The following is a 19,555-nucleotide window of genomic DNA, read 5'->3' on the forward strand; positions in this document are numbered from 1 at the left end:
AAGGATGATAGAACATGACAAATGCAAAGATCCGCAAAAAGATATTCGTGTTGGGCGGAGATGGTTTTTGCGGGTGGCCGACCAGTCTTCACTTGTCCGGATCGGGACACGAAATTATCATCATCGACAATCTCTCCAGGAGGAGAATTGACGAAGAATGCGGAACGAATTCTTTAACCCCCATTCAGTCCATAGATATTCGCTTGAGGGCGTGGGAAGAAGTATCGGGGAACCGGATACGGTTTTATCGGATCGATATCGCTGAGGAGTATGATCAGTTGTTGTCCGCCATTCGCGAGGAGAAACCGGATGTCATTATTCATTTTGCCGAGCAGCGGTCTGCGCCATACTCCATGAAATCTCCTCTGCTCAAACGCTATACCGTCAACAATAACATCAAAGCTACGCATCATGTTCTGTGCGCGATCGTCGAAAGCGGGCTGGATATCCATCTGATCCATTTGGGGACGATGGGGGTATACGGATACGGTACGGCGGGAATTCGGATCCCCGAAGGATATCTGGATATCGAGGTGAAGACGGAGAACGGTGACAGGGTTCATCAACAAATTCTTTATCCGACCAATCCCGGTTCGATCTATCATATGACCAAATCGCTGGATCAGCTATTGTTCCATTATTACAATAAGAATGACCGGCTCCGAATCACCGATCTCCATCAGGGGATCGTCTGGGGAACGAATACGCCCGAAACGCAAGCCGATGAACGGCTGATCAACCGGTTTGATTATGATGGAGACTACGGGACGGTACTGAACCGATTTCTGATGCAGGGGGCCGTCGGCCATCCGATTACCGTGCACGGTACGGGAGGACAAACCAGAGCGTTCATCCATATTCAGGACACGGTGCGTTGTTTACAGCTTGCCGTCGAACATCCTCCGAAACTTGGCGAGCGCGTGCTGATCATGAATCAGATGACGGAGACCCTGCGGGTGATCGAACTGGCACAGGTTGTTAGCAGGCTGACGGGAAGCGAAATTGCGTATGTGCCCAATCCACGGAAGGAGGCTGCCGAAAATGAACTTCATGTGGATAACAGCCATTTCCTATCCAAGGGACTTGTTCCCGTTACGCTGAACGACGGGTTGATGCTGGAAGTCAGCGAAATCGCCAAAAAATACGCCTATCGCGCCGATCTTTCCAAGATTCCTGCGATGAGCACCTGGACCAAGGAGCAACGTCCGGGAGATGTTCAATTTGAATACGCGGACTATTGCATCTAGGAGCCATAAAATCAGGTTTAACCTGCATCGGTCAAATTTCGATTCAAGTGTAACCGGTATCGAGTCCGTTTGACGGCTTCCCGTTGGGAAGCGAAGAGACTTAAGGTGCCGCCTCTTAAAGCTATTCGAGTGCTTCAATCTTCCTACGGTCAGTCTCCAATTTATAGACTTGATCATTGCCTTCTTCCCCTTGCAGCGTGAATTCCGCAACGGCGGTGACTTCATACACTCCCGGGGTTTTAAAGCGATACGGATGCTTCTCCAGAATGACGTCGTCCTGATCCATAGGGCGCATTACACCAATTTCGATTCTTGTGATGGGATCCGCGTTACCGTCACTGTCCTGAATCACATAATAAAATACAGGCTTCCCGGTCATGATTTCGAGTGTTCGATCCGCCGTATTTTTCAATTCCGCTTCCATCGTAAAAATCGCGTTTACCTTCACTTGTTCCGGGGCCGAAAGCCGTACGGAGAACAAGTCGCCATGGGGTGCAGCCGTTTGAGTGAGCGGAGCGGGTTCCGTCTTGGCTTGGTTGGCTGCCGGAGCCGATTCCGGTTCGGAAGCTTGACAGCCAAGCAAGGTGAACAAGAGAACAAATACCAGTTTTTTCAAAATAAACACCTCCATCCTATGGACGATAGGGTGGAGGTGTTTGTTGCATTAGCCCTGAAATTCCTCCAAAATCTTCTTGATGATCCGCGATGCGATATGACAGCGTCAGAGGGAAACGGCGCAGGGACCGAGGGTTGCCCGGACCCGGAGCGTGAAACCTATTAATGGTTATGATTAGTTCTTGAAAGAGGTTGTTAAAATGGCTGTATCCAAGAAAGATCTTGCTACTCATATCCCCTTCAATGATGAAGAATTAACAGAAGATGACTTAAAGGCAATTGAACAAGCGGAACTATCAAAGAAGATCCTTTAGTTGTATATGTCGTAACAATAGGTTCACTAGGCGATGTTTATAAATGACCCGTGCAAGCTAAATTGTAGGGGGCTTCTTTATAAATTTAGTTGCGAAGAGGTGCGCAGTAGAATAGTGGAACAGAGCAAAGTGGAGTATGTACGGTAAAGCTCTCTTGATATAATCCGAAGCTCACATTGAAACGAAGAGGTCCCCCATGTCCTTTCATATGGGGAGCTCTTCCATACGGCGCGTAGGGGAGGAGGGCACGCCTCTGGATACATTGCGTAACATTGGGCTAAGTTGTCCCGAAGTTGGGTGAAGGATGATGGTTCCAATACGCCTAGCTTTCCTCGCTTGAACCCCCCTTGCTTCCACGGACATCGACATCGAGATGAAGGTCATGGACGATAACTGATGCACAGTCCATGGAAATCGCGTTCGCCAGTAACCAGGCGCCAGATATTTTTCGGGTGGATACGGGGAATGTGCCTACCTGGGTGAAGCGCGGCTACTTTGAGCTGTTCGACGACTACATCTCGTCCGAGATGAAAGAGAACTTCAAAAACGTGCTGATCGAAGAGAAGAACATGGTTGGCGGAAAAATCTACACGCTACCGAATATCGGTCAGTTCTGGCGACTGATCTACAACGTCGATCTGTTTGAAAAGCGGGGATCGACGGGCCGCCGACGACGATTGCGGAAATGGTCGAGGACGCCAAGAAGATTACGACTGCGGGCAAGGACAGCGGAGCCTACGGCTCTGCCGGCAACTTCAAGAGCGCCAGCGGCTTTGAGCGGATCGCCTATCCGATCGTCTCGCTGAGCACGAATACCGGGAACGAGGGCTTTAACTTCCAAACCGGGCAGTTCGATTTTACCGTGTACAAAGAAGTGCTCAGGCGTTGCATCAAATCCGTGCGAACGGCAGCATGCTGCTTGGCTCAAACGTCACCGTCATCCCGTCAGTGGCGGCCAAAGCCAAAGCCCGGGACATCGCCGGCATCGAAAACTTCCTGCCGACCGCGATGGACGGCATCTACTCCGCCACCCCGCTAGTCACCACCGAAGGTATCAAAAAGGTCGACGTCTTCAATAAATTCTTCGACGGCCAGGAGCTGGACAAGGTATTGAGCGATCTACACGCGCGATACAATGCCGCGCTTGAGAAGGCGAAAGCCGCGATGGACACCACGGTTAGAGCGGATCCGAGCTCTATCGCGGCGAGTTTGCATGGGGCGTTGGTGGAGAAGTAGGGGGAATATTAAAAAGACAAGCCCAACTGCATTGGGCTTGTCTTTTTATATTTAACCAAACTATTCTTTGGTAGGTCGCTTAGAGATTTTCGTCTGACCCAGAATGTAGTCGATACTTACGTTGTAAAATTCGGATAACTTAATCAACACAGAACTTGGCACATCCAAATTCCCGCTTTCGTATCGGGAATAGGTTGCTTGAGAGATGTTTAGAAATTCTGCCAATTGTTGCTGCGACAAATCCCTGTCCTCACGCAAATCGCGTATTCTCTTGTACATTGTTCATCACCCAAGCTAAGTTTAAATTATGCGAAAAATGCATATTGAGTTTTATGCAGTTTTCGCATAAAATCTATTTATACAAAAGAGTGTTGATCGTTATAAAGATACTAAACTATACCGATTACATAATTCCTAAAGGGTGAGTCGAATGAAGAGTATTTTGGAGGAGCTTTACAGAGGCAATCTAAACCCAGAAGAGCAAATGATCCCTACCGATCCTGAATATCGCGAGCTCAATAGAAAACTATCTGATTTGATGGTGGAGGCCAAGCGAAAATTTTCGGAGGACGACTTCAAAACCCTTGAGGAGATTTTGGATTTGAATGGGGAATCTAGTTCTATTGTAGCAAGTGAGGCTTTTGTTCAGGGATTTAGGATGGGGGCTTTGGTGATGGTGGAGGTGTTTTGTGGAGATGGGAAGTGGGTTATAGGCTGAGATTGATGGGGGCAGAATAAGGAGAATAATTGGTAGTTTAAATATAAATAATGAGACTGTATATAATTGGTGTTATGTAAAATAAGATATGACATTACTTTCGCTATTTATTTTAGCGGGAGTTTTTTTGTTTTTGAGCAAATAGTTATTTCTTAGGCTATTATTCCATTTAGTAGTAGAATATTACTATAGGTGATTTGGACTAAACTAAGTCAACTTTTTGCATATATGAATTTAATCTGTTATGGATAAGATGTTAATAGGAAATGATCGATAAATAATAAAGGAGAGTATATGAATAACGCGTTTGAGGTTCATACGGAAAACTTAAATAAGAATTTAGAGTCGGTTCAAAGATATATGGAAAGATTTAAAGATAGCATTACGGGGGATTTTGAAAAGATATTTGATACTACAATTGAAAGCATCAATGATGTTTTTCCACTCAAGGATATTATCTCCCAAACATTAGATAAGGTTCGATCTAATGAACAATTCAGTGAGGATATGTTAGATAATGAAGAAATTGAAATAACTATAGAAATGAATAATAAATTTTTAGTAACGGAACTGGAAGATGTTTTAAGTAAAACCACTGACTTAATTAGGTTCACTAATGAAAAAAATTATGCAGAAGTAAGAATTCATATCTACTCTTTATTTACTTATATTATTGCTATCTTTGAAGATTATCTAAAAAAAATTCTAGGAAGAGACGGAAGGTTTAATGATTTATTAAAAAGTGCCAAGGAGCTTTTCGAGTCAAATAATATAAATTCGAATGAGTGGTATAGGAAAATTAAAGGATTTCAACGTACCAGAAATAGAATAGTTCATCAAAATGGGGAAGTTAATTCTGGTCAATACTTGTTAGTAACTGTTAATAAAGATATTAAACCACTTATAAGCACTATTGATGAATTTATAGAAAAGTATCGTTCTTTTTTAGGCACAATGGGAGCTTCTTAGTAGTTTCAGTTAGCCAATCAACTCCAATATACACTGCAATCACACTGCAGGTCCCCTTAGTTGTCCAGATCTATAATCATGGAAGAAACCTCAGTCAACAAAATGCCCCATTATCTAAAGATAGGGCGTTTCGTGAAGAGGAGCGTAATTAAGAAAGTCCGAGGGAATTTTATATAGGGGTGGGCGGAGATGACAAAACCATGGGTAGATGGACTAAGGGAGTTATTACAACATGGCCTTGAACATCTTCATGATGGATCAGAATTCGATTTGCCTATTGCAATGATAAGTATTGATAATTCAGTAGAATTAATGTTGAAGATATATCCCGGGCTTCCAAAACGTTTAAATTAGTATAAGTGTCCTCACAAGAAACGAATTACGAATGCTATTGAATGTGGAATCACTGTGAAGGGTTGCTCGATTCGTTCATGTTCTACTCTTGAAATTGAATCTTGGGGCTCTTCCCACACATCGCCAAAATGGGACTTTGATAGTAGAATAAAGTAATAGTCAATCGATTAATGGATTGATGAATGCTTTAATCCGCTTAAGTCGAGGTTGTAAATAATTAACAATATAAACCACCCTGTTCATTATTGAAAGTCATTGTATCAACTAAATAGTCCAGGGCCTACGTAACCCTCTTCTTAACAGGAAGCTATAAAATAGTTGTGAATAGTTGTAACCGAAAGAGGAGTCGGAAATCTATGGAACTTATCAAACACAAGGAAGTGTCATATTCTATCAAAAAAACTTCAAAGTTATTAAAAAAAGAAATGGAACGGTTTATAGAAATACAAGAAGAGTTAAATAGTTTTCATAAATATTTGCTTGGCAAAGGAGAATAGGTGTGGACGAGAAGCAAACAGGCTCATTTTATACTCCTGTGTCTTTGGTCAAGTATATGTCCATGCATGCTATCGGAAGAATGAATGCGCCATCGATACTAGAGCCATCTGTTGGTGATGGAAGATTTGTTGATATTTTATCGAAATATGATGGAAAAATTGATGCTGTTGAAATAGATTCTAGTAAGATAATGGATTTATCAAAAAGAAAACTACCTAACGTGGAACTTATTTGTAATAATTTTATTAAATATTCACTCGAAAGTGAGAAGAAATATAATTTAATAATTGGAAATCCTCCTTATATAACAAAAAAAGTTCTGTCTGAGACTGAACGAGATCTTTCTGTACAGCTGATGAAATTTTGGTCCCTACCTGATTCTGTTTTTCAGAATCTATGGGTTTCATTTGTACTCGGTGCGCTTAAACTATTAGATGTTGATAACGGTGCAATCTTTTTTGTGCTTCCTTTTGAATTCCTACAGGTTCATTATGCAGAAAAATTAAGATGTTTTCTCGAAGAAAAATTCAATTTAATTGAAATTACTACATTTAAGGAAAGCGTGTTTCCCGATATTGAACAGGATGTATGTTTGGTTTATTTGACAAATAAAAAAGGAATTGAACCTATTGTAAAATACACGACAGTAAATAATATTGAGGATTTCAATGTTATAGAATATAGTGAAATTAGAAGGAATAAACCATTGAAGAAATGGTCTAATTCGATATTAAGTGACGATGAAATCGAACTATTAAAAAAATTATCTGAGGGTTATAAAAAGGTTGGAGATCTCGGTTATATATCGCCAGGAATAGTTACAGGTGCTAATGGTTTTTTTATTATTAATAAATCGAGAGTAGAGAGTTTAGATTGTAAAGAACTAGTAATACCAGTAATTCAAAAAGGATCAAACGTCTCTAATTTATTGTTCTTCTCGGAAAGTGATTTTAAGGAATTAGTGGAATCAAACAAAAATGTATGGATGCTCAATCTATCAAACGTTGATTTAGCTAGCTTTCCCACTGAATTACACAATTATTTATCAACGGGTGTAAGAGATGAGTTACATATGCGATATAAATGTGAAAAACGGAAACGATGGCATGATGTACCAATCATACCTACAGGAGACCTTCTATTTTTTAAACGTTTTAATAAATTGCCAAGATTAGTAGTAAATAGTGCTGGGGTTTTTACAACAGATATATCTTACAACATACGACTTTCAAGTGAATATGACCCTCTTTCAGTTGCTTTTTGCTTCTATAATTCTTTGACTATGACACTATGTGAATATAATGGTCGCTTTTACGGTGGAGGTGTAGGCGAACTTGTTCCAAGTGAATTCAAATCACTTGCCATACCATATAAACGTATTCATAAAAATAGTGTAAAAAAACTAGATAGAATGTTAAGATCTAATCTAGAAATTGAGGAAGTGCTTAGATATGTTGATAGTGTAGTATTAAATGATCTATCGCCAGACGTTCTTAAGCAAATAAAAAGAATCCGCGAGAAGTATTTAATTAGGCGATTAAAAGTCGCCGATAATATATCACATCATGAAGGTAACGAACGGCAGTGATGCCGTTTTTTTCTTTACTATTTGCAGTGTTTATGTCTGCCGATTGTTGTTTTTGTTTCTGGAAAGTACTTGCCCTTGGACTTAAGTTCACCGTCGCCTCTAATTAATCTTTTACTTAAAGAGCTTGAAGTAATGCTTCAATGCCTGTAGATATGGTCAAATCTATTTAAATGAGTCCTATATTGTAGAGTCTTTTAATTGATCTATACTCCTTAAATGATCGTTTTTAATCACGACTTAACTTCTTTACAGAAGGAAAGTACCGGAAAACGTCGAATTGAATACTTTAGTCTGATCTTGATATATTTTGTAAAAGAAAGGGGGAATTACGTAAAATGAAAAATTTCCACTTTATTAAATAGAGATGGATTTCATTATCATTTATTAAATAATTTAAAAAAAACTTTTTTTCTCGTGAATTCAATGTTGTATCCACATCCACTGATATTACAGAGAAGCAGAACAACTCAATTTCTGAAGTCGTGTCTTAACTAACAATCGGTGAATAATAGATGTGAAAATAAAGAAGTGTAATAGTTATAAGAACTAATGAACTAGTTTTGAACGGAGTGAGTTATTCTATGGCACAAATTCCCTTTAAAGTTTCAGCTAGAACTGCAAGACTAATTGGACGAGAGAATGTTAGCAATGCAGATGGTGCAATTATAGAATTGATAAAAAATTCATACGATGCGGGTGCTACAGCATGTATTGTGTATTTTGACAATCATCCTTCCAGTAACCAGGAGACCTCTATTTATATTATTGATAATGGAAATGGTATGGATGATTCAATTATTGAAGATTATTGGATGACTATAGGCACTAATAATAAAGAAATTGATTTTATTGGTGAAGATGGTCGAATTAAATCTGGTGCAAAAGGTATTGGTCGTTTTGCACTTGATAGATTAGGTAGTCAAGCTGAAATGATAACAACTCCTAAGGGTGGTAATAAGACTTTTTTATGGAGCGTAAATTGGGACGATTTTGATAATGTTGGTGTAACAATTGAACATGTATATGCAAATATTGATGAAATTGAAAATTTTAATTTTAAAGAGGCAGTTAATGAGATCTTAAAAGATACAAAACATATAGAAACATTGCAAAAACATAAATTCGATTGTGGAACTATAATAAAAATAAATGAAGTTAGAGACCCTTGGGATGATTATTTTGTAGATAAAATACATACTAACTTTGAATTCTTGGTGCCTGCAATCGAGTATTCGAAATTTGAACTATTTCTTTTAAGCGCAGAATTTCCTGAAAAGTATGGACCTATAAATTCACTATTAAATCATGATTATGATTATAAAATCCAAGCAAAAGTTTATTCAGATAAAACAGTAAAGATTAAATTTCATAGAAATGAGTTTGATTTAAAAATAATCGATATGGATTTATTCAACCTTGAAGAAATGAAATATGCACCATATAATTTTGAAAGTTTTAAGAAAGAGGTATTTGAAAAGGTAACGACAATAAATAATTTATTACCAAATTATGAAAAAAAATATAACAAGGATGTTTTGGATAGTTTAGGGAATTTTGAGTTCACTATGTATTTTGTTAAAAGAACTTTCACACAAAGTGATAGAAAAAAATTTTACTACAGATATTTTGATTCGACTAAACGAAATAAATGGATGGATACTTTCGCTGGGATTAAAGTCTATAGGGATCAATTTAGAGTAAGGCCATATGGAGAAATTGATGGTAGCTCTTTCGACTGGTTAATGTTAGGTCAGCGTGCTGCTAAGAGCCCGGCTGCACCAAGTCATAAAACAGGTTCTTGGAGAGTAAGGCCGAATCAAATATCTGGTATTATATCGATCTCAAGATTAGACAATATTAATTTCGAAGATAAATCAAGTCGAGAGGGCTTCCAAGAGAATGTTGCTTTTTTGGCATTAAAAGATTTGGTCAAGAAGATTATTCAAGAATTTGAATCAGATCGGCAACATGTGATGAGGGCATTGGATAAATTATATACATTAAAGAATATTGATGAGCAAGAAAAGAGACGTGCTAATCAAATAGCTAAACAAATCGTAAAAAAAGCTGATAGCAATATAACTGAAGAAAAACTAAGTGATTTAATTAATAACGATTCAAAAAGTGCAGAAGACGTAAGTATTCTTGCTAAATCTTACCTAGCACAATTAAAAACTAATAAAGACTTGATAAGTGAGTTACAATTATTAAGAGCATTGGCGAGCACAGGTTTGACTCTCACTTCATTTGCACATGATTTAAATAATTTGAGCGCAGTCATAGTACAAAGAAACAACAATCTTAAAAAAATTATAACAAGGCTAATCAAAGAAGAAGATCTAGTAGGGTTACAGCCTTTTTTAAATCCATTAGTCGTAATTGATGATATGGCTACACAAGATGAAAGATTAAAAAAATGGCTAGAATTCTCGTTAATTACAATAAAGTTGGATAAACGAACTAGAAATAAAATAGACCTATATAAGTATTTTGAGGAGTTTGAAAGAACTTGGGATTCAGTACTGAGATTTCAAAAGGTTAATTTAACTGTACCTAAATCTGATACAAATAAGTGTTTTTTAAGAATATTTGAAATTGATTTGGATAGTATATTTAACAATTTACTTTCGAATTCATTTACAGCATTTAGAAGAGCTGATGCAAGTGACAACCGGGATATACATATTAGTATGGTGCAAGAAAATAATGAGATTATTATAAATTTTTCCGACTCTGGACCAGGATTATCAGGGGATATTGATGATCCTAATAAGATATTTGAAGCCTTTTATACCACAAAAAGAGATGAACTTGGAAAGGAAATAGGAACTGGACTAGGTATGTGGATTATTAAGTCTACAATCGAAGAATATAGAGGAAACATAAAAATTACAAAACCTAGACCTGGTTTTGCTTTGCAATTGATATTACCAACGAGGAAAGATGAAGGAGTTCAAGAAAATGATTTATAGAATTGGCTATATTGATGATGAGGATGATGTTGTAAGACAGTTTCAAATAAATATGATGGATGACTTTGAAGTCATAGCTTTAAAGCTAAAAGAAAGTATAGACGATATGGTTGAGGATATAATTGATTCCAAAGTAGCAGGTCTTGTTGTCGACTATAATTTAAATAGCTCACAATCAAATATACATTACAACGGGGTAGAAGTTGTTAGAGAGCTGCTGAATACTATTAAAGATTTCCCATGTTATGTATTAACATCTTTTGAATCTGAAGCGGAGAATACACTACTTGATCCAGATTTGATTCGGGATAAAAATTTCGTATCTAAAGAGAGAGAGTTTTTTGTTCATAAATTCAAAACAAAGATTGAGAGTTATGATAAGCGAATAGAACTATATAAGCAAGAGATTCTAGGGTTATTAGAATTGTATCCTAATTTAAACTCAAAGCAAGAAGAAAGATTAATTGAATTAGATGACATACTTGAAAAAAATTCTAATGGTTACAAAACTTTGCCAAGTGAAGTTAAAAAAATTTCAAATGACGCTCGACTTGATAGGCTAATTCAACTATCTGAGGCACTGGTAAACGAATTGAGGGATGATAATGATGATTAAATTAAGGGATAAGGCTCCGGTTCGAACTTGTACTAAAGTTTATAGCAATTATAGAAGTTATAAACATTATTTAAGAAGTGATTTTAATAATAGATGTGGATATTGTGATGACTACGATGGGTGGACAGGTGGGGAAGTGACCTATCATATCGATCATTTTGCTCCAAAATCAAAATTTTCGTCATTAGAAAATGATTACAGTAACTTAGTTTATGCCTGTTCTTTCTGTAATAGATTTAAAAGTGACGACTGGCCTTCCGATAGTCAAAAAATAAGTGTAGTCAATAATGTAGGATTTATTGATCCTTGTCACTCTAGCTATGAAAATCTCTTTTTTAGAGACAATTATGGTAATATAAAGCCAACAAATGAATTAGCTCAGTATATGTACAAAAAGCTTCAATTATTCTTGTCTCGGCATCGTATTGTATGGAATCTTACAAGAATAAAACTCCAATTGGATAACATTAGACCACTTTTAAAAGAACATGGACATGATAATGAAAAATACAAGCGAATTCAGGATATGTACGTTACTTTAAGTTTGGAGTTTCATGATTACTTGGACTATCTGCTAGGAGAAAAAATTAAAAATGGATGAAAAAATAAGTGGAGATTAACCCTGCCTCAGGAATTAGTGCATTTTATTACAGAATATTTGTCTAGGGATAATAGTTCCATTCAATAGTAAATAAGTATAATTAGAACCTAGTTGCGGAGAGTTTTGTCGTGAAAAATGTTTATGTTTTTATTTGTTAGTAATTTCAATTAAATCGATGATGTTTTTTAGCTTAATATTTGAAATCCAAAAGGCTTCAAAAAGGTCTGCAAAATTCTGATCCTTTAACAATTCTTTATTTTGAGACTGAAGAACTTGTGTATTCAAATCATAGGCATTTTTTAAAATGTCAAGGATTTTATTTTGATAATCCATCAGTTTACTCCTTTTTATGTAATGTTTAAATTAAGTCGTTATTATCTTTTACAGCTTTATTGCTGTACACTTCACATTATGATATTTGAAATATACTTTTAATTATGCCCAGAAAAACCACAAAATATCCTTTAGTACTAAGCTCTAAAAAGTTTCAAAAATCCATGTTTCATAATTAATACTTAGGAATTCCCTGTACCCGAGCAGGGAATTTTTAATGGTTAAAAGTGCAAATCCTCCGAAGAACATGTTTGAATACATTATCTAAGGATTCTCCATTTATGGTGTACTAGGAGTAGCTAAAATGCTATAGGTTTTGAAAGTGCTGTCCAGGCAAGCAAGATAGAGCTAGTGCGAAGTCTGCCTATTTACCTGAGGAACTTATATTTTGAAGGATTAGAAGTGGTTGATGTGTAGGCTTTTTGTTTAAGGATTAGTAAGGTAAAAAGTATAACGATATCACTAGATATTCCGCCATCTGGAATCATACTAGAACTAAGATAGACAAGAGAAATTAAGAAAAATGAAGAATATTCTGCTAGGATGACTAAAGCCTGATTGAATGAGCTTTTGTATTCGTAGAAGAAGCCAAGGGTTGATTGGATATTGCCAGGATATTGAGGGAAGCGGAGATGAGATCGAATGCATCACAAGGTGCTGCTGCTGAGAAGTTGCCTTAATTGTGCATAAAAGTAAAAAGTGTGATGAAGAATTCTTATGGACACACCTATATCAAACACAAAGCTACACCAAGGTGTCGGGAAGCGTCTTAATCTCCGCAACGGTTAATACATTCTTATGGGTTTAGTCAATGAAATATCCTCGATTAGATCCATTTATTCTCGTTCTTGATGACTATCACCATCATTGAATCTTAGTCCCTGTATGATACTCTGTCCTTTCTAATCAATCATCACCCCTTTCAGGCGCATTTGATGATCATGACGCGCAAAGAGCCGTAACTACTAATCACCAAATTATGAGCAAGGAGCCCATTGACCGAGTTGTGGAAATGATCTACGTTTCACCCGGCATGAAGCGGCGTTACATTTTTCATAGGCTTAATCGATCATCTGCCAAGTTTTTCTTTGGCAAAAACTATCTACTGCCGAAGCGAAGATGAAACCTATCAATCCCATGATGCAGATCATAATCTATAGCTGTATCATTTGCCCCAAAACATTACCTACCAACTGCAAAGCAATCGTGCTGCCCCCAGACGAACTTATCCCGAAGTATTATCGATAATCAAGCGAAAAGTGGAGGTCGTCTAGCCTTTTTGAGTTGACTTGGCGGCCGAATGTTGTAACAAAGTCTCTGATCGCGTTAAAATAGCTATAAATAAAACGCTTCAAAAAACGGGGGCTTCGCCGTGACGATGAAACGGATCGACTTGTCTAGGAACGCGATTGACATATACGAGCAGAAGCATATGAATGGTCATCTTGTGTCAGAGCATTATCATTCGACACACCAGCTGCTGTTTGTGCTGGAGGGCGAAGGCGCGATCCGGCTGAACGGGGAGGCACGGAGGCTGGCCGTGGACGATACGGCGCTAATTGTGCCGTATTCTGTTCACTCAGTCATGTCCGACTCCAGGCTGACGTTGCTAGTGTTGGCGTTTGACGAGGAGGTCCTCGATAAAGATATGAGGGAGCAGTTGCTCCACGTCTATTTCTCTGATTCTCGCTTGTTAAAGCCGGGAAGGTTTGCTGCGAGCGAGCTCCGCCAGTTGCTGAGAAAAATGCTGTTCGAGCAGTCCAGAGAGTCGTCACCGCTTGTCCGGCTTTCACTCAAGGTCCAATTATCTCAACTGCTGCTCTTGCTGGTTAGTTCTGTCGAGACAGAGGCCGCAGGAGCAGGCTCCAGCTCCAACAGGCTTCGCGCCGAGAAAATCCGCGGCTACATTGATTCAAAGTATTTCGATCCGCTGACCGCAGGGGATATCGCCTCCAAACTGGGCATCAGTACGCGGCACCTGAACAATATTTTTAAAGAACGGTACGATATGACGCCAATTCAATACTTAACCGAGGTGCGTATCCGTGTCGCCCAGAAGCTGCTGGAGGAGACGAACAAGGACGTCATTTCCATCTGCTTCGAGGTCGGCTACGACTCCGTGTCTACGTTCTACCGGTCATTCAAAGCCATTGCCAAAGTGTCGCCGAAAATGTACCGGGAGCTGAATGCCCGTGCAAGTCAAATAGGCAGGGAGCTTGCGTCCAATTGATTAAGATACGATATTCCCTTAATCCCCCATCGGCTGAGTGCTGGTGGGGGATATTGCTTGCCTTGAAGAAATCGCTTCCGAAATTGAGAATCGTGTTCCTGGAGTTGTAAGAAATGCGGCTATGACTCGGCTACAATACGGGTATACGAAGCGAAGGGAGCAATGAATAATGGCAGTTCGCAATATCGGAATTATTATGAACGGGGTGACCGGACGAATGGGGACCAACCAGCATTTGATCCGTTCAATTCTTGCAATTCGTAAGCAGGGGGGCGTTGCGCTTCCAGGGGGAGACGTCGTCATGCCTGATCCGATTTTGGTCGGCCGGCAGGAGAATAAGCTGCAGGCGCTGGCAGAAGCCCACGGCCTTGAACGCTGGAGCACGGATCTTGAAGCCTGCCTTGCCGATCCATACAATGAAATCTATTTTGATAGCCAGACGACGGTTCGCCGCGCAGAAAGCATCAAGCAGGCGATCGCCGCGGGCAAGCATATTTATTGCGAGAAGCCGACGGCCGTGGATTTGAACGGGGCGCTTGAGCTGGCGAGCATCGCCACCAAGGCTGGTGTGAAAAACGGCGTCGTCCAGGATAAGCTGTTTTTGCCCGGGTTACTCAAGCTGAAGCGTCTGATCGACTCCGGCTTCTTCGGGCGCATCCTGTCGGTGCGGATGGAGTTTGGCTATTGGGTGTTCGAGGGCGACTGGCAGCCGGGCCAACGTCCTTCGTGGAACTACCGCAAGGAAGACGGCGGCGGGATTATCGTCGACATGTTTGCCCATTGGCGTTATGTGCTCGAAAACCTGTTCGGGGAAGTGGAGTCTGTGTCTTGCCTTGCCGCTACGCATATTCCGAAACGTCTGGACGAGCAAGGCGCTCCGTATGATTGCACGGCAGACGATGCGGCCTACGCCACGTTTGAGATCAAAGGCGGGATTATCGTGCAGGCCAATTCGTCCTGGGCGGTGCGTGTCGACCGCGACGATCTGCTTACGATTACGGTGGACGGCACCGAAGGCAGCGCCGTGGCGGGCTTGCGGGACTGCAAGACGCAGCATCGGGTCAACACACCGAAGCCGGTATGGAATCCGGACATTCCGAATCCGTTCCGGTTCCGCGATCAATGGGTGGAGGTGCCTGACAATGGGACCTTCGACAATGCCTTCAAAGTACAATGGGAAATGTTCCTGAAGCATGTCGCTATCGATACGCCGTTCCCATGGGATCTGCTTGAAGGGGCAAAGGGCACCCAGCTTGCCGATCTCAGCTTGCAGTCATGGCAGGAGCGCCGCTGGGTTGACGTGCCGAAGCTGAGCTTGTAAAAGGGAGGGATACAGATGGCTAAATCGCTGCTTCTTCCCCGTGCAGGGGGACAGTTATATGAATACACTCCGGTACAGACAATCTTGTTCGAGAAGCTGGCCAAGCTGACCCAATTGCCGTTTACGGGCCGCATCGCCTTTTCCGCCGCCCATGTGGTCTGCGATCCGTTTGCGGACGCCGATCCGCTGCATCACGCGCCGATTGATTGGAACTCGACGCTCGCCTATCGGCATCATCTGTGGTCGCTCGGTCTGGGTGTGGCGGAGGCGATGGATACTGCGCAGCGCGGCATGGGTCTCGACTGGAACAGCTCGAAAGAGCTGATCCGTGCCTCGATCTCGGAAGCGCGCTCGGTTGGCGGCAAAATTGCCTGTGGCGCTGGAACCGACCATCTGCTTCCGGGACCTTCGGTCACGATTGCTGACGTGGAAGCCGCCTATGAGGAGCAAGTCGGCTTCATCGAGGGCGAAGGCGGTCAAGTCATTCTGATGGCGAGCCGTGCGCTTGCCGCTTGCGGGAAAGGGCCGGAGGATTATGAGCGCGTATACGGGCGCATCTTGGGACAAGTGAAGCAGCCTGTTATCCTGCATTGGCTCGGTGACATGTTCGATCCTGCGCTGGCCGGTTATTGGGGCTGCAAGCATGATCTGGACGAGGCGATGGAGGTTTGCTTGCGCGTCATTCGGGCACACGCGGATAAGGTGGACGGGATCAAAATATCGCTGCTCGATGCAGATAAAGAAATCAAGATGCGCCGGCTGTTGCCGGAGGGCGTCAAGATGTACACCGGCGACGACTTCAACTATCCGGAGCTCATCAAGGGCGATGAGCAGGGTCACAGCCATGCGCTGCTTGGTATCTTCGACGCGATTGCGCCAGCTGCCGCCCAGGCGCTCCACGCGCTGGATAGAGGTGACCTGACGGGTTACGATTCAATCATGGAGCCTACAGTCGCCTTGTCACGTCATATTTTCCAGAAGCCGACGTACGCCTACAAGACAGGAATTGTATTTATGGCCTACTTGAACGGTCATCAGCCGCATTTCCGTATGATCGGAGGAGCGGAGGGCTGGCGTTCCATCCTCCATTTGGCTGAGTTGTTCGTGCTTGCTGACCGGGCCGGGCTATTGGCCGATCCGGAGCTCGCTGTTCAGCGGATGAAGCCTGTCCTGGCACTGGCGGGTATTCAGCCGTAATCATCGTTAGCGATATTTAAAATCCGGGAGGGATTAGCATGGAACCGCTTCGTTCCATAGATAGACTCAGCTTGAATCAGATTACGACCGATCGGTTGAATATGAGTGAGGCCGTGGAAGCCTGCGTTCGTGCCGAAGTGCCCTGGATCGCTCTCTGGAGGCATAAGGTCGCCGAGGCCGGCTTGGCCGAGAGCAAGCGGCTTGTGCGCGACGCAGGCCTGCGCGTTTCCAGCCTTTGCCGCGGCGGTTATTTTCCGGCGGCCACCGCAACTGAGCGCAAAAAGCGGATGGACGACAACCGCCGCGCCGTCGAGGAAGCCGCCGAGCTCGGCACCGACGTGCTCGTGCTCGTATGCGGGCCGGCGCCGGACCGGGACATCGATTTCGCCCGCAAGACCGTCGAAGAGGCTATCGCGGAGCTTGCCCCGTTCGCCCGCTCGCACGGAGTCAAGCTCGGCATCGAGCCGTTGCATCCGATGTACGCCGCTGAACGGTCCGTTATTAATACATTGGCGCAAGCCAACACGCTTGCAGAGCAGCACGACCCCCAGGACGTCGGCGTTGTTGTAGACGCGTTCCACGTCTGGTGGGACCCCGAGTTGTACGGGCAGATTGAACGAGCCAGAGGGAGGATACTCGGGTTCCACGTCTCCGATTGGGTCGTGCCGGTTCCCGACCTGCTGATGGGCAGGGGAATGATGGGTGACGGGGTCATCGAGTTGCGCCGGATGCGCCATGCCGTTGAGGTAGCCGGTTACACAGGGGCGATTGAAGTGGAAATCTTCAACCGGCAAGTATGGGATATGCCGGGGGACGAGGCGCTTGCACTCATTAAGGAACGTTATTTGCAGCACGTCTGATAGTTCATGTATAGCCTTGGCGAGTAGGGAGATCGATACCTGTATAAGTTGAACTAAATAACTGCACAGAAAAGGCATAAGTGTAAAGTGTGCTGAAGAAGCGTAAGCGTTCGCCTTTGTGAGTGGATTTCTACCTTGTGATGGCTTAGTTCAATCAGAGAAATCCGCGAACAACAGCGATCGTAAGAACACTTTACACGTTGCCTCGTGTGTATAATCATTAGTTCAACTTATACAGCTTGTCAAGGCATCAGCTATGGAGGGATGGAAAGTGAAGATTTGTCGCGCTGCGCTGATTGGAATCGGAGGATTTGGCGTTGAGCATGTGAAAATGATGCAGAAGCTGGCCGGAGAGGGCAGGCTGCAGGTGGTTGCTTTTACAGAACCGAATGCTGATGCGCATCAGGAATCTTATGGCAAGCTGGCTGCACTCGGGGCCATTCATTATACGGATTATGTACAGATGCTTACACTTCATCCGGACATCGATTTCGTGGCGATCGCCACGCCGATTGCCACCCATAAGCCGATGTGCATCCAGGCGATGCGCATGGGCTTTCATGTCCTGGTGGAGAAGCCCCCGGCGATCACGATTCAAGACCTGGACGAGATGATCGCCGTGCAGCGGGAGACGGGCCGCTTGTGCCAAGTGAACTTTCAAAATACGTCGGGTCAGGCATTCCGGACACTATTGGAGAGACTCGGCTCCGGCGCACTCGGTCAGGTTGAGCATGTAGTTGGTGTCGGCATGTGGAAGCGGTCCCGCGCATACTACGACCGGACCCGCTGGGCGGGCAAGCTGGTCAGCGACGGCCAATATGTGCTCGATGGGACATTCAACAATCCCTTCGCCCACCTGCTGCATAATTGCTTACTAGCGGCCGGAGTTGAAGGGGCACCGGGGTTGCACCCGCAATCGGTGCAGGCCGAGCTTTACCATGTCAACGATATCGAAGGGGACGATGTGTCCTGTATCCGCGCCGTTATGGCTAATGGCGCAGACGTCCATTTTTATGCAATGCTTTGCTCTGAGGGAAGTGGAGAGCCTTTCATTACCGTAAATGGAACGCAAGGAAAGGCATATTGGGATTACGAGAACAAGCTGACTATTCACACACGGGATGGTGAAGAGGAGCTGGCGTTCGGCCCGGTTGACTTGATCCGCAATATGTATGTGAACCTGATGGAAGCGATTGAGAGCCCGGAGAAGCCGCTCTTTTCACCGCTGGAGGCGTGCCGAAGCTTCGTACTGGTCTCCAATGGCACTTATGAGTCGGCCCGTGCCGTTCATGCCATTCCCCGCCAGTTCGTGACCGAGCGGCAGGCCGGCGAGTCTACAGTACGCTTGCTTCCGGGCTTGTCCGAGAAGATGAGGGAGGTGGCGGCAAGGCGGAAGCTGTACAGCGAATACCCGTTTCCATGGGCGATGTCGTCCCGTCCGTTCCCGATGGCGGGCTACAGCCGATTCGAGCTGCCTGCTGACATGCGCAAATCATGGCCGAGCGATGAAAAATCAGATTTCACTTGACACCGTCATGTCGGTGAGATAGCATAAATTCAAATCATTCAAATACGTTGAGAAGGAATAGTACGGTTTTCCAAACGAACAGAGAGCTGTTGGATGGTGTGAAACAGCCGTGTAGAGAATCGGAACTCGCCTTGGAGTTGCCCGCTGAACCCTAAAGTGCAAGTGTGAAGTAAGCGGAGCCGGAGCCTGACCGTTATCAGCAGGAGGATGCCTGGTTTGTTCGTTTTGCAATCCTGCATCCGTAGAGGGCATGCCGTTGATGGCATGAATTCGGAGTGGTACCGCGTAAGATGTCAAAGTCTTTCGTCTCTGTCAGTGGAGATGAAAGGCTTTTTTTGCGCTTTCGGTCTTTGGCAGG

At 43.1% G+C, this 19,555-nt stretch carries 19 protein-coding genes and 1 other annotated feature; of the genes, 16 read left to right on the forward strand and 3 right to left on the reverse strand.

All coding sequences use genetic code 11. From position 1 onward, the window contains the following. Window positions 1–14: 14 nt before the first annotated feature. Entirely contained in the window at window positions 15–1,247 is a 1,233-nt protein-coding gene (locus KI362_RS00430) for an NAD-dependent epimerase/dehydratase family protein (RefSeq protein ID WP_301624047.1), read from the forward strand. A gap of 121 nt (window positions 1,248–1,368) precedes the next feature. On the opposite strand, the gene KI362_RS00435 is transcribed toward KI362_RS00430, so the two are convergent. Continuing rightward, on the reverse strand, window positions 1,369–1,863 hold the full coding sequence (locus tag KI362_RS00435; protein ID WP_301624048.1) for a hypothetical protein: 495 nt from the start codon (window positions 1,861–1,863) through the stop codon (window positions 1,369–1,371). A 720-nt stretch (window positions 1,864–2,583) separates the two neighbouring features. Between KI362_RS00435 and KI362_RS00440 the strand changes: the two genes are divergently transcribed. Both KI362_RS00440 and KI362_RS00445 read left to right on the forward strand, forming a co-directional pair. Next, complete coding sequence (locus KI362_RS00440) at window positions 2,584–2,982, forward strand: extracellular solute-binding protein (RefSeq protein ID WP_301624050.1); 399 nt, start codon at window positions 2,584–2,586, stop codon at window positions 2,980–2,982. Between the two features lie 79 nt (window positions 2,983–3,061). Further along, window positions 3,062–3,412 (forward strand): hypothetical protein, encoded by a 351-nt coding sequence (locus KI362_RS00445; RefSeq protein WP_301624051.1) that lies wholly within the window; start codon window positions 3,062–3,064, stop codon window positions 3,410–3,412. Window positions 3,413–3,472: 60 nt separating this feature from the next. Here KI362_RS00445 and KI362_RS00450 read toward each other — a convergent pair whose 3' ends face one another. Further along, complete coding sequence (locus tag KI362_RS00450; protein ID WP_301624053.1) at window positions 3,473–3,691, reverse strand: helix-turn-helix domain-containing protein; 219 nt, start codon at window positions 3,689–3,691, stop codon at window positions 3,473–3,475. A 151-nt stretch (window positions 3,692–3,842) separates the two neighbouring features. Between KI362_RS00450 and KI362_RS00455 the strand changes: the two genes are divergently transcribed. The 8 genes from KI362_RS00455 (at window position 3,843) to KI362_RS00490 (ending at window position 11,728) form a co-directional block, all read left to right on the forward strand. Next, entirely contained in the window at window positions 3,843–4,130 is a 288-nt protein-coding gene (locus KI362_RS00455) for a DUF6809 family protein (protein ID WP_301624055.1), read from the forward strand. 294 nt (window positions 4,131–4,424) lie between these two features. Then, window positions 4,425–5,099, forward strand: coding sequence for a hypothetical protein (locus tag KI362_RS00460; RefSeq protein ID WP_301624057.1), 675 nt, complete (start codon window positions 4,425–4,427; stop codon window positions 5,097–5,099). A 189-nt stretch (window positions 5,100–5,288) separates the two neighbouring features. Then, window positions 5,289–5,453, forward strand: coding sequence for a hypothetical protein (locus KI362_RS00465; protein WP_301624058.1), 165 nt, complete (start codon window positions 5,289–5,291; stop codon window positions 5,451–5,453). Window positions 5,454–5,809: 356 nt separating this feature from the next. Continuing rightward, on the forward strand, window positions 5,810–5,950 hold the full coding sequence (locus KI362_RS00470; protein WP_301624060.1) for a hypothetical protein: 141 nt from the start codon (window positions 5,810–5,812) through the stop codon (window positions 5,948–5,950). Between the two features lie 2 nt (window positions 5,951–5,952). Continuing rightward, complete coding sequence (locus KI362_RS00475) at window positions 5,953–7,539, forward strand: Eco57I restriction-modification methylase domain-containing protein (RefSeq protein WP_301624062.1); 1,587 nt, start codon at window positions 5,953–5,955, stop codon at window positions 7,537–7,539. Window positions 7,540–8,120: 581 nt separating this feature from the next. After that, window positions 8,121–10,511, forward strand: coding sequence for a sensor histidine kinase (locus KI362_RS00480; RefSeq protein ID WP_301624063.1), 2,391 nt, complete (start codon window positions 8,121–8,123; stop codon window positions 10,509–10,511). Further along, window positions 10,501–11,127, forward strand: a complete 627-nt coding sequence (locus tag KI362_RS00485; RefSeq protein ID WP_301624064.1) for a hypothetical protein — start codon at window positions 10,501–10,503, stop codon at window positions 11,125–11,127. Before KI362_RS00480 ends, KI362_RS00485 begins: the two co-directional genes overlap by 11 nt. After that, a complete protein-coding gene (locus KI362_RS00490; protein ID WP_301624065.1) occupies window positions 11,117–11,728 on the forward strand; it encodes an HNH endonuclease in 612 nt (203 codons plus the stop codon). Before KI362_RS00485 ends, KI362_RS00490 begins: the two co-directional genes overlap by 11 nt. 147 nt (window positions 11,729–11,875) lie before the next feature. Here KI362_RS00490 and KI362_RS00495 read toward each other — a convergent pair whose 3' ends face one another. After that, complete coding sequence (locus KI362_RS00495; RefSeq protein WP_301624066.1) at window positions 11,876–12,061, reverse strand: hypothetical protein; 186 nt, start codon at window positions 12,059–12,061, stop codon at window positions 11,876–11,878. A gap of 1,378 nt (window positions 12,062–13,439) precedes the next feature. Between KI362_RS00495 and KI362_RS00500 the strand changes: the two genes are divergently transcribed. The 5 genes from KI362_RS00500 (at window position 13,440) to KI362_RS00520 (ending at window position 19,197) form a co-directional block, all read left to right on the forward strand. Then, the gene (locus KI362_RS00500) at window positions 13,440–14,291 is read left to right on the forward strand and encodes an AraC family transcriptional regulator (protein WP_301624068.1); all 852 of its coding nucleotides are present in this window, start codon (window positions 13,440–13,442) and stop codon (window positions 14,289–14,291) included. 169 nt (window positions 14,292–14,460) lie between these two features. Next, on the forward strand, window positions 14,461–15,612 hold the full coding sequence (locus KI362_RS00505; protein ID WP_301624069.1) for a Gfo/Idh/MocA family protein: 1,152 nt from the start codon (window positions 14,461–14,463) through the stop codon (window positions 15,610–15,612). A gap of 15 nt (window positions 15,613–15,627) precedes the next feature. After that, a complete protein-coding gene (locus KI362_RS00510) occupies window positions 15,628–16,809 on the forward strand; it encodes a dihydrodipicolinate synthase family protein (RefSeq protein ID WP_301624070.1) in 1,182 nt (393 codons plus the stop codon). Between the two features lie 38 nt (window positions 16,810–16,847). Further along, complete coding sequence (locus KI362_RS00515; protein ID WP_301624072.1) at window positions 16,848–17,669, forward strand: sugar phosphate isomerase/epimerase family protein; 822 nt, start codon at window positions 16,848–16,850, stop codon at window positions 17,667–17,669. 271 nt (window positions 17,670–17,940) lie between these two features. Then, window positions 17,941–19,197 (forward strand): Gfo/Idh/MocA family protein, encoded by a 1,257-nt coding sequence (locus KI362_RS00520; protein ID WP_301624073.1) that lies wholly within the window; start codon window positions 17,941–17,943, stop codon window positions 19,195–19,197. Between the two features lie 38 nt (window positions 19,198–19,235). Next, window positions 19,236–19,511, forward strand: a binding site (T-box leader). Window positions 19,512–19,555: the final 44 nt, after the last annotated feature.

Origin of the sequence: Paenibacillus apis (genome assembly GCF_018333295.1) — a bacterium.
Classification (GTDB): Bacteria; Bacillota; Bacilli; order Paenibacillales; family Paenibacillaceae; genus Fontibacillus; species Fontibacillus antibioticophila.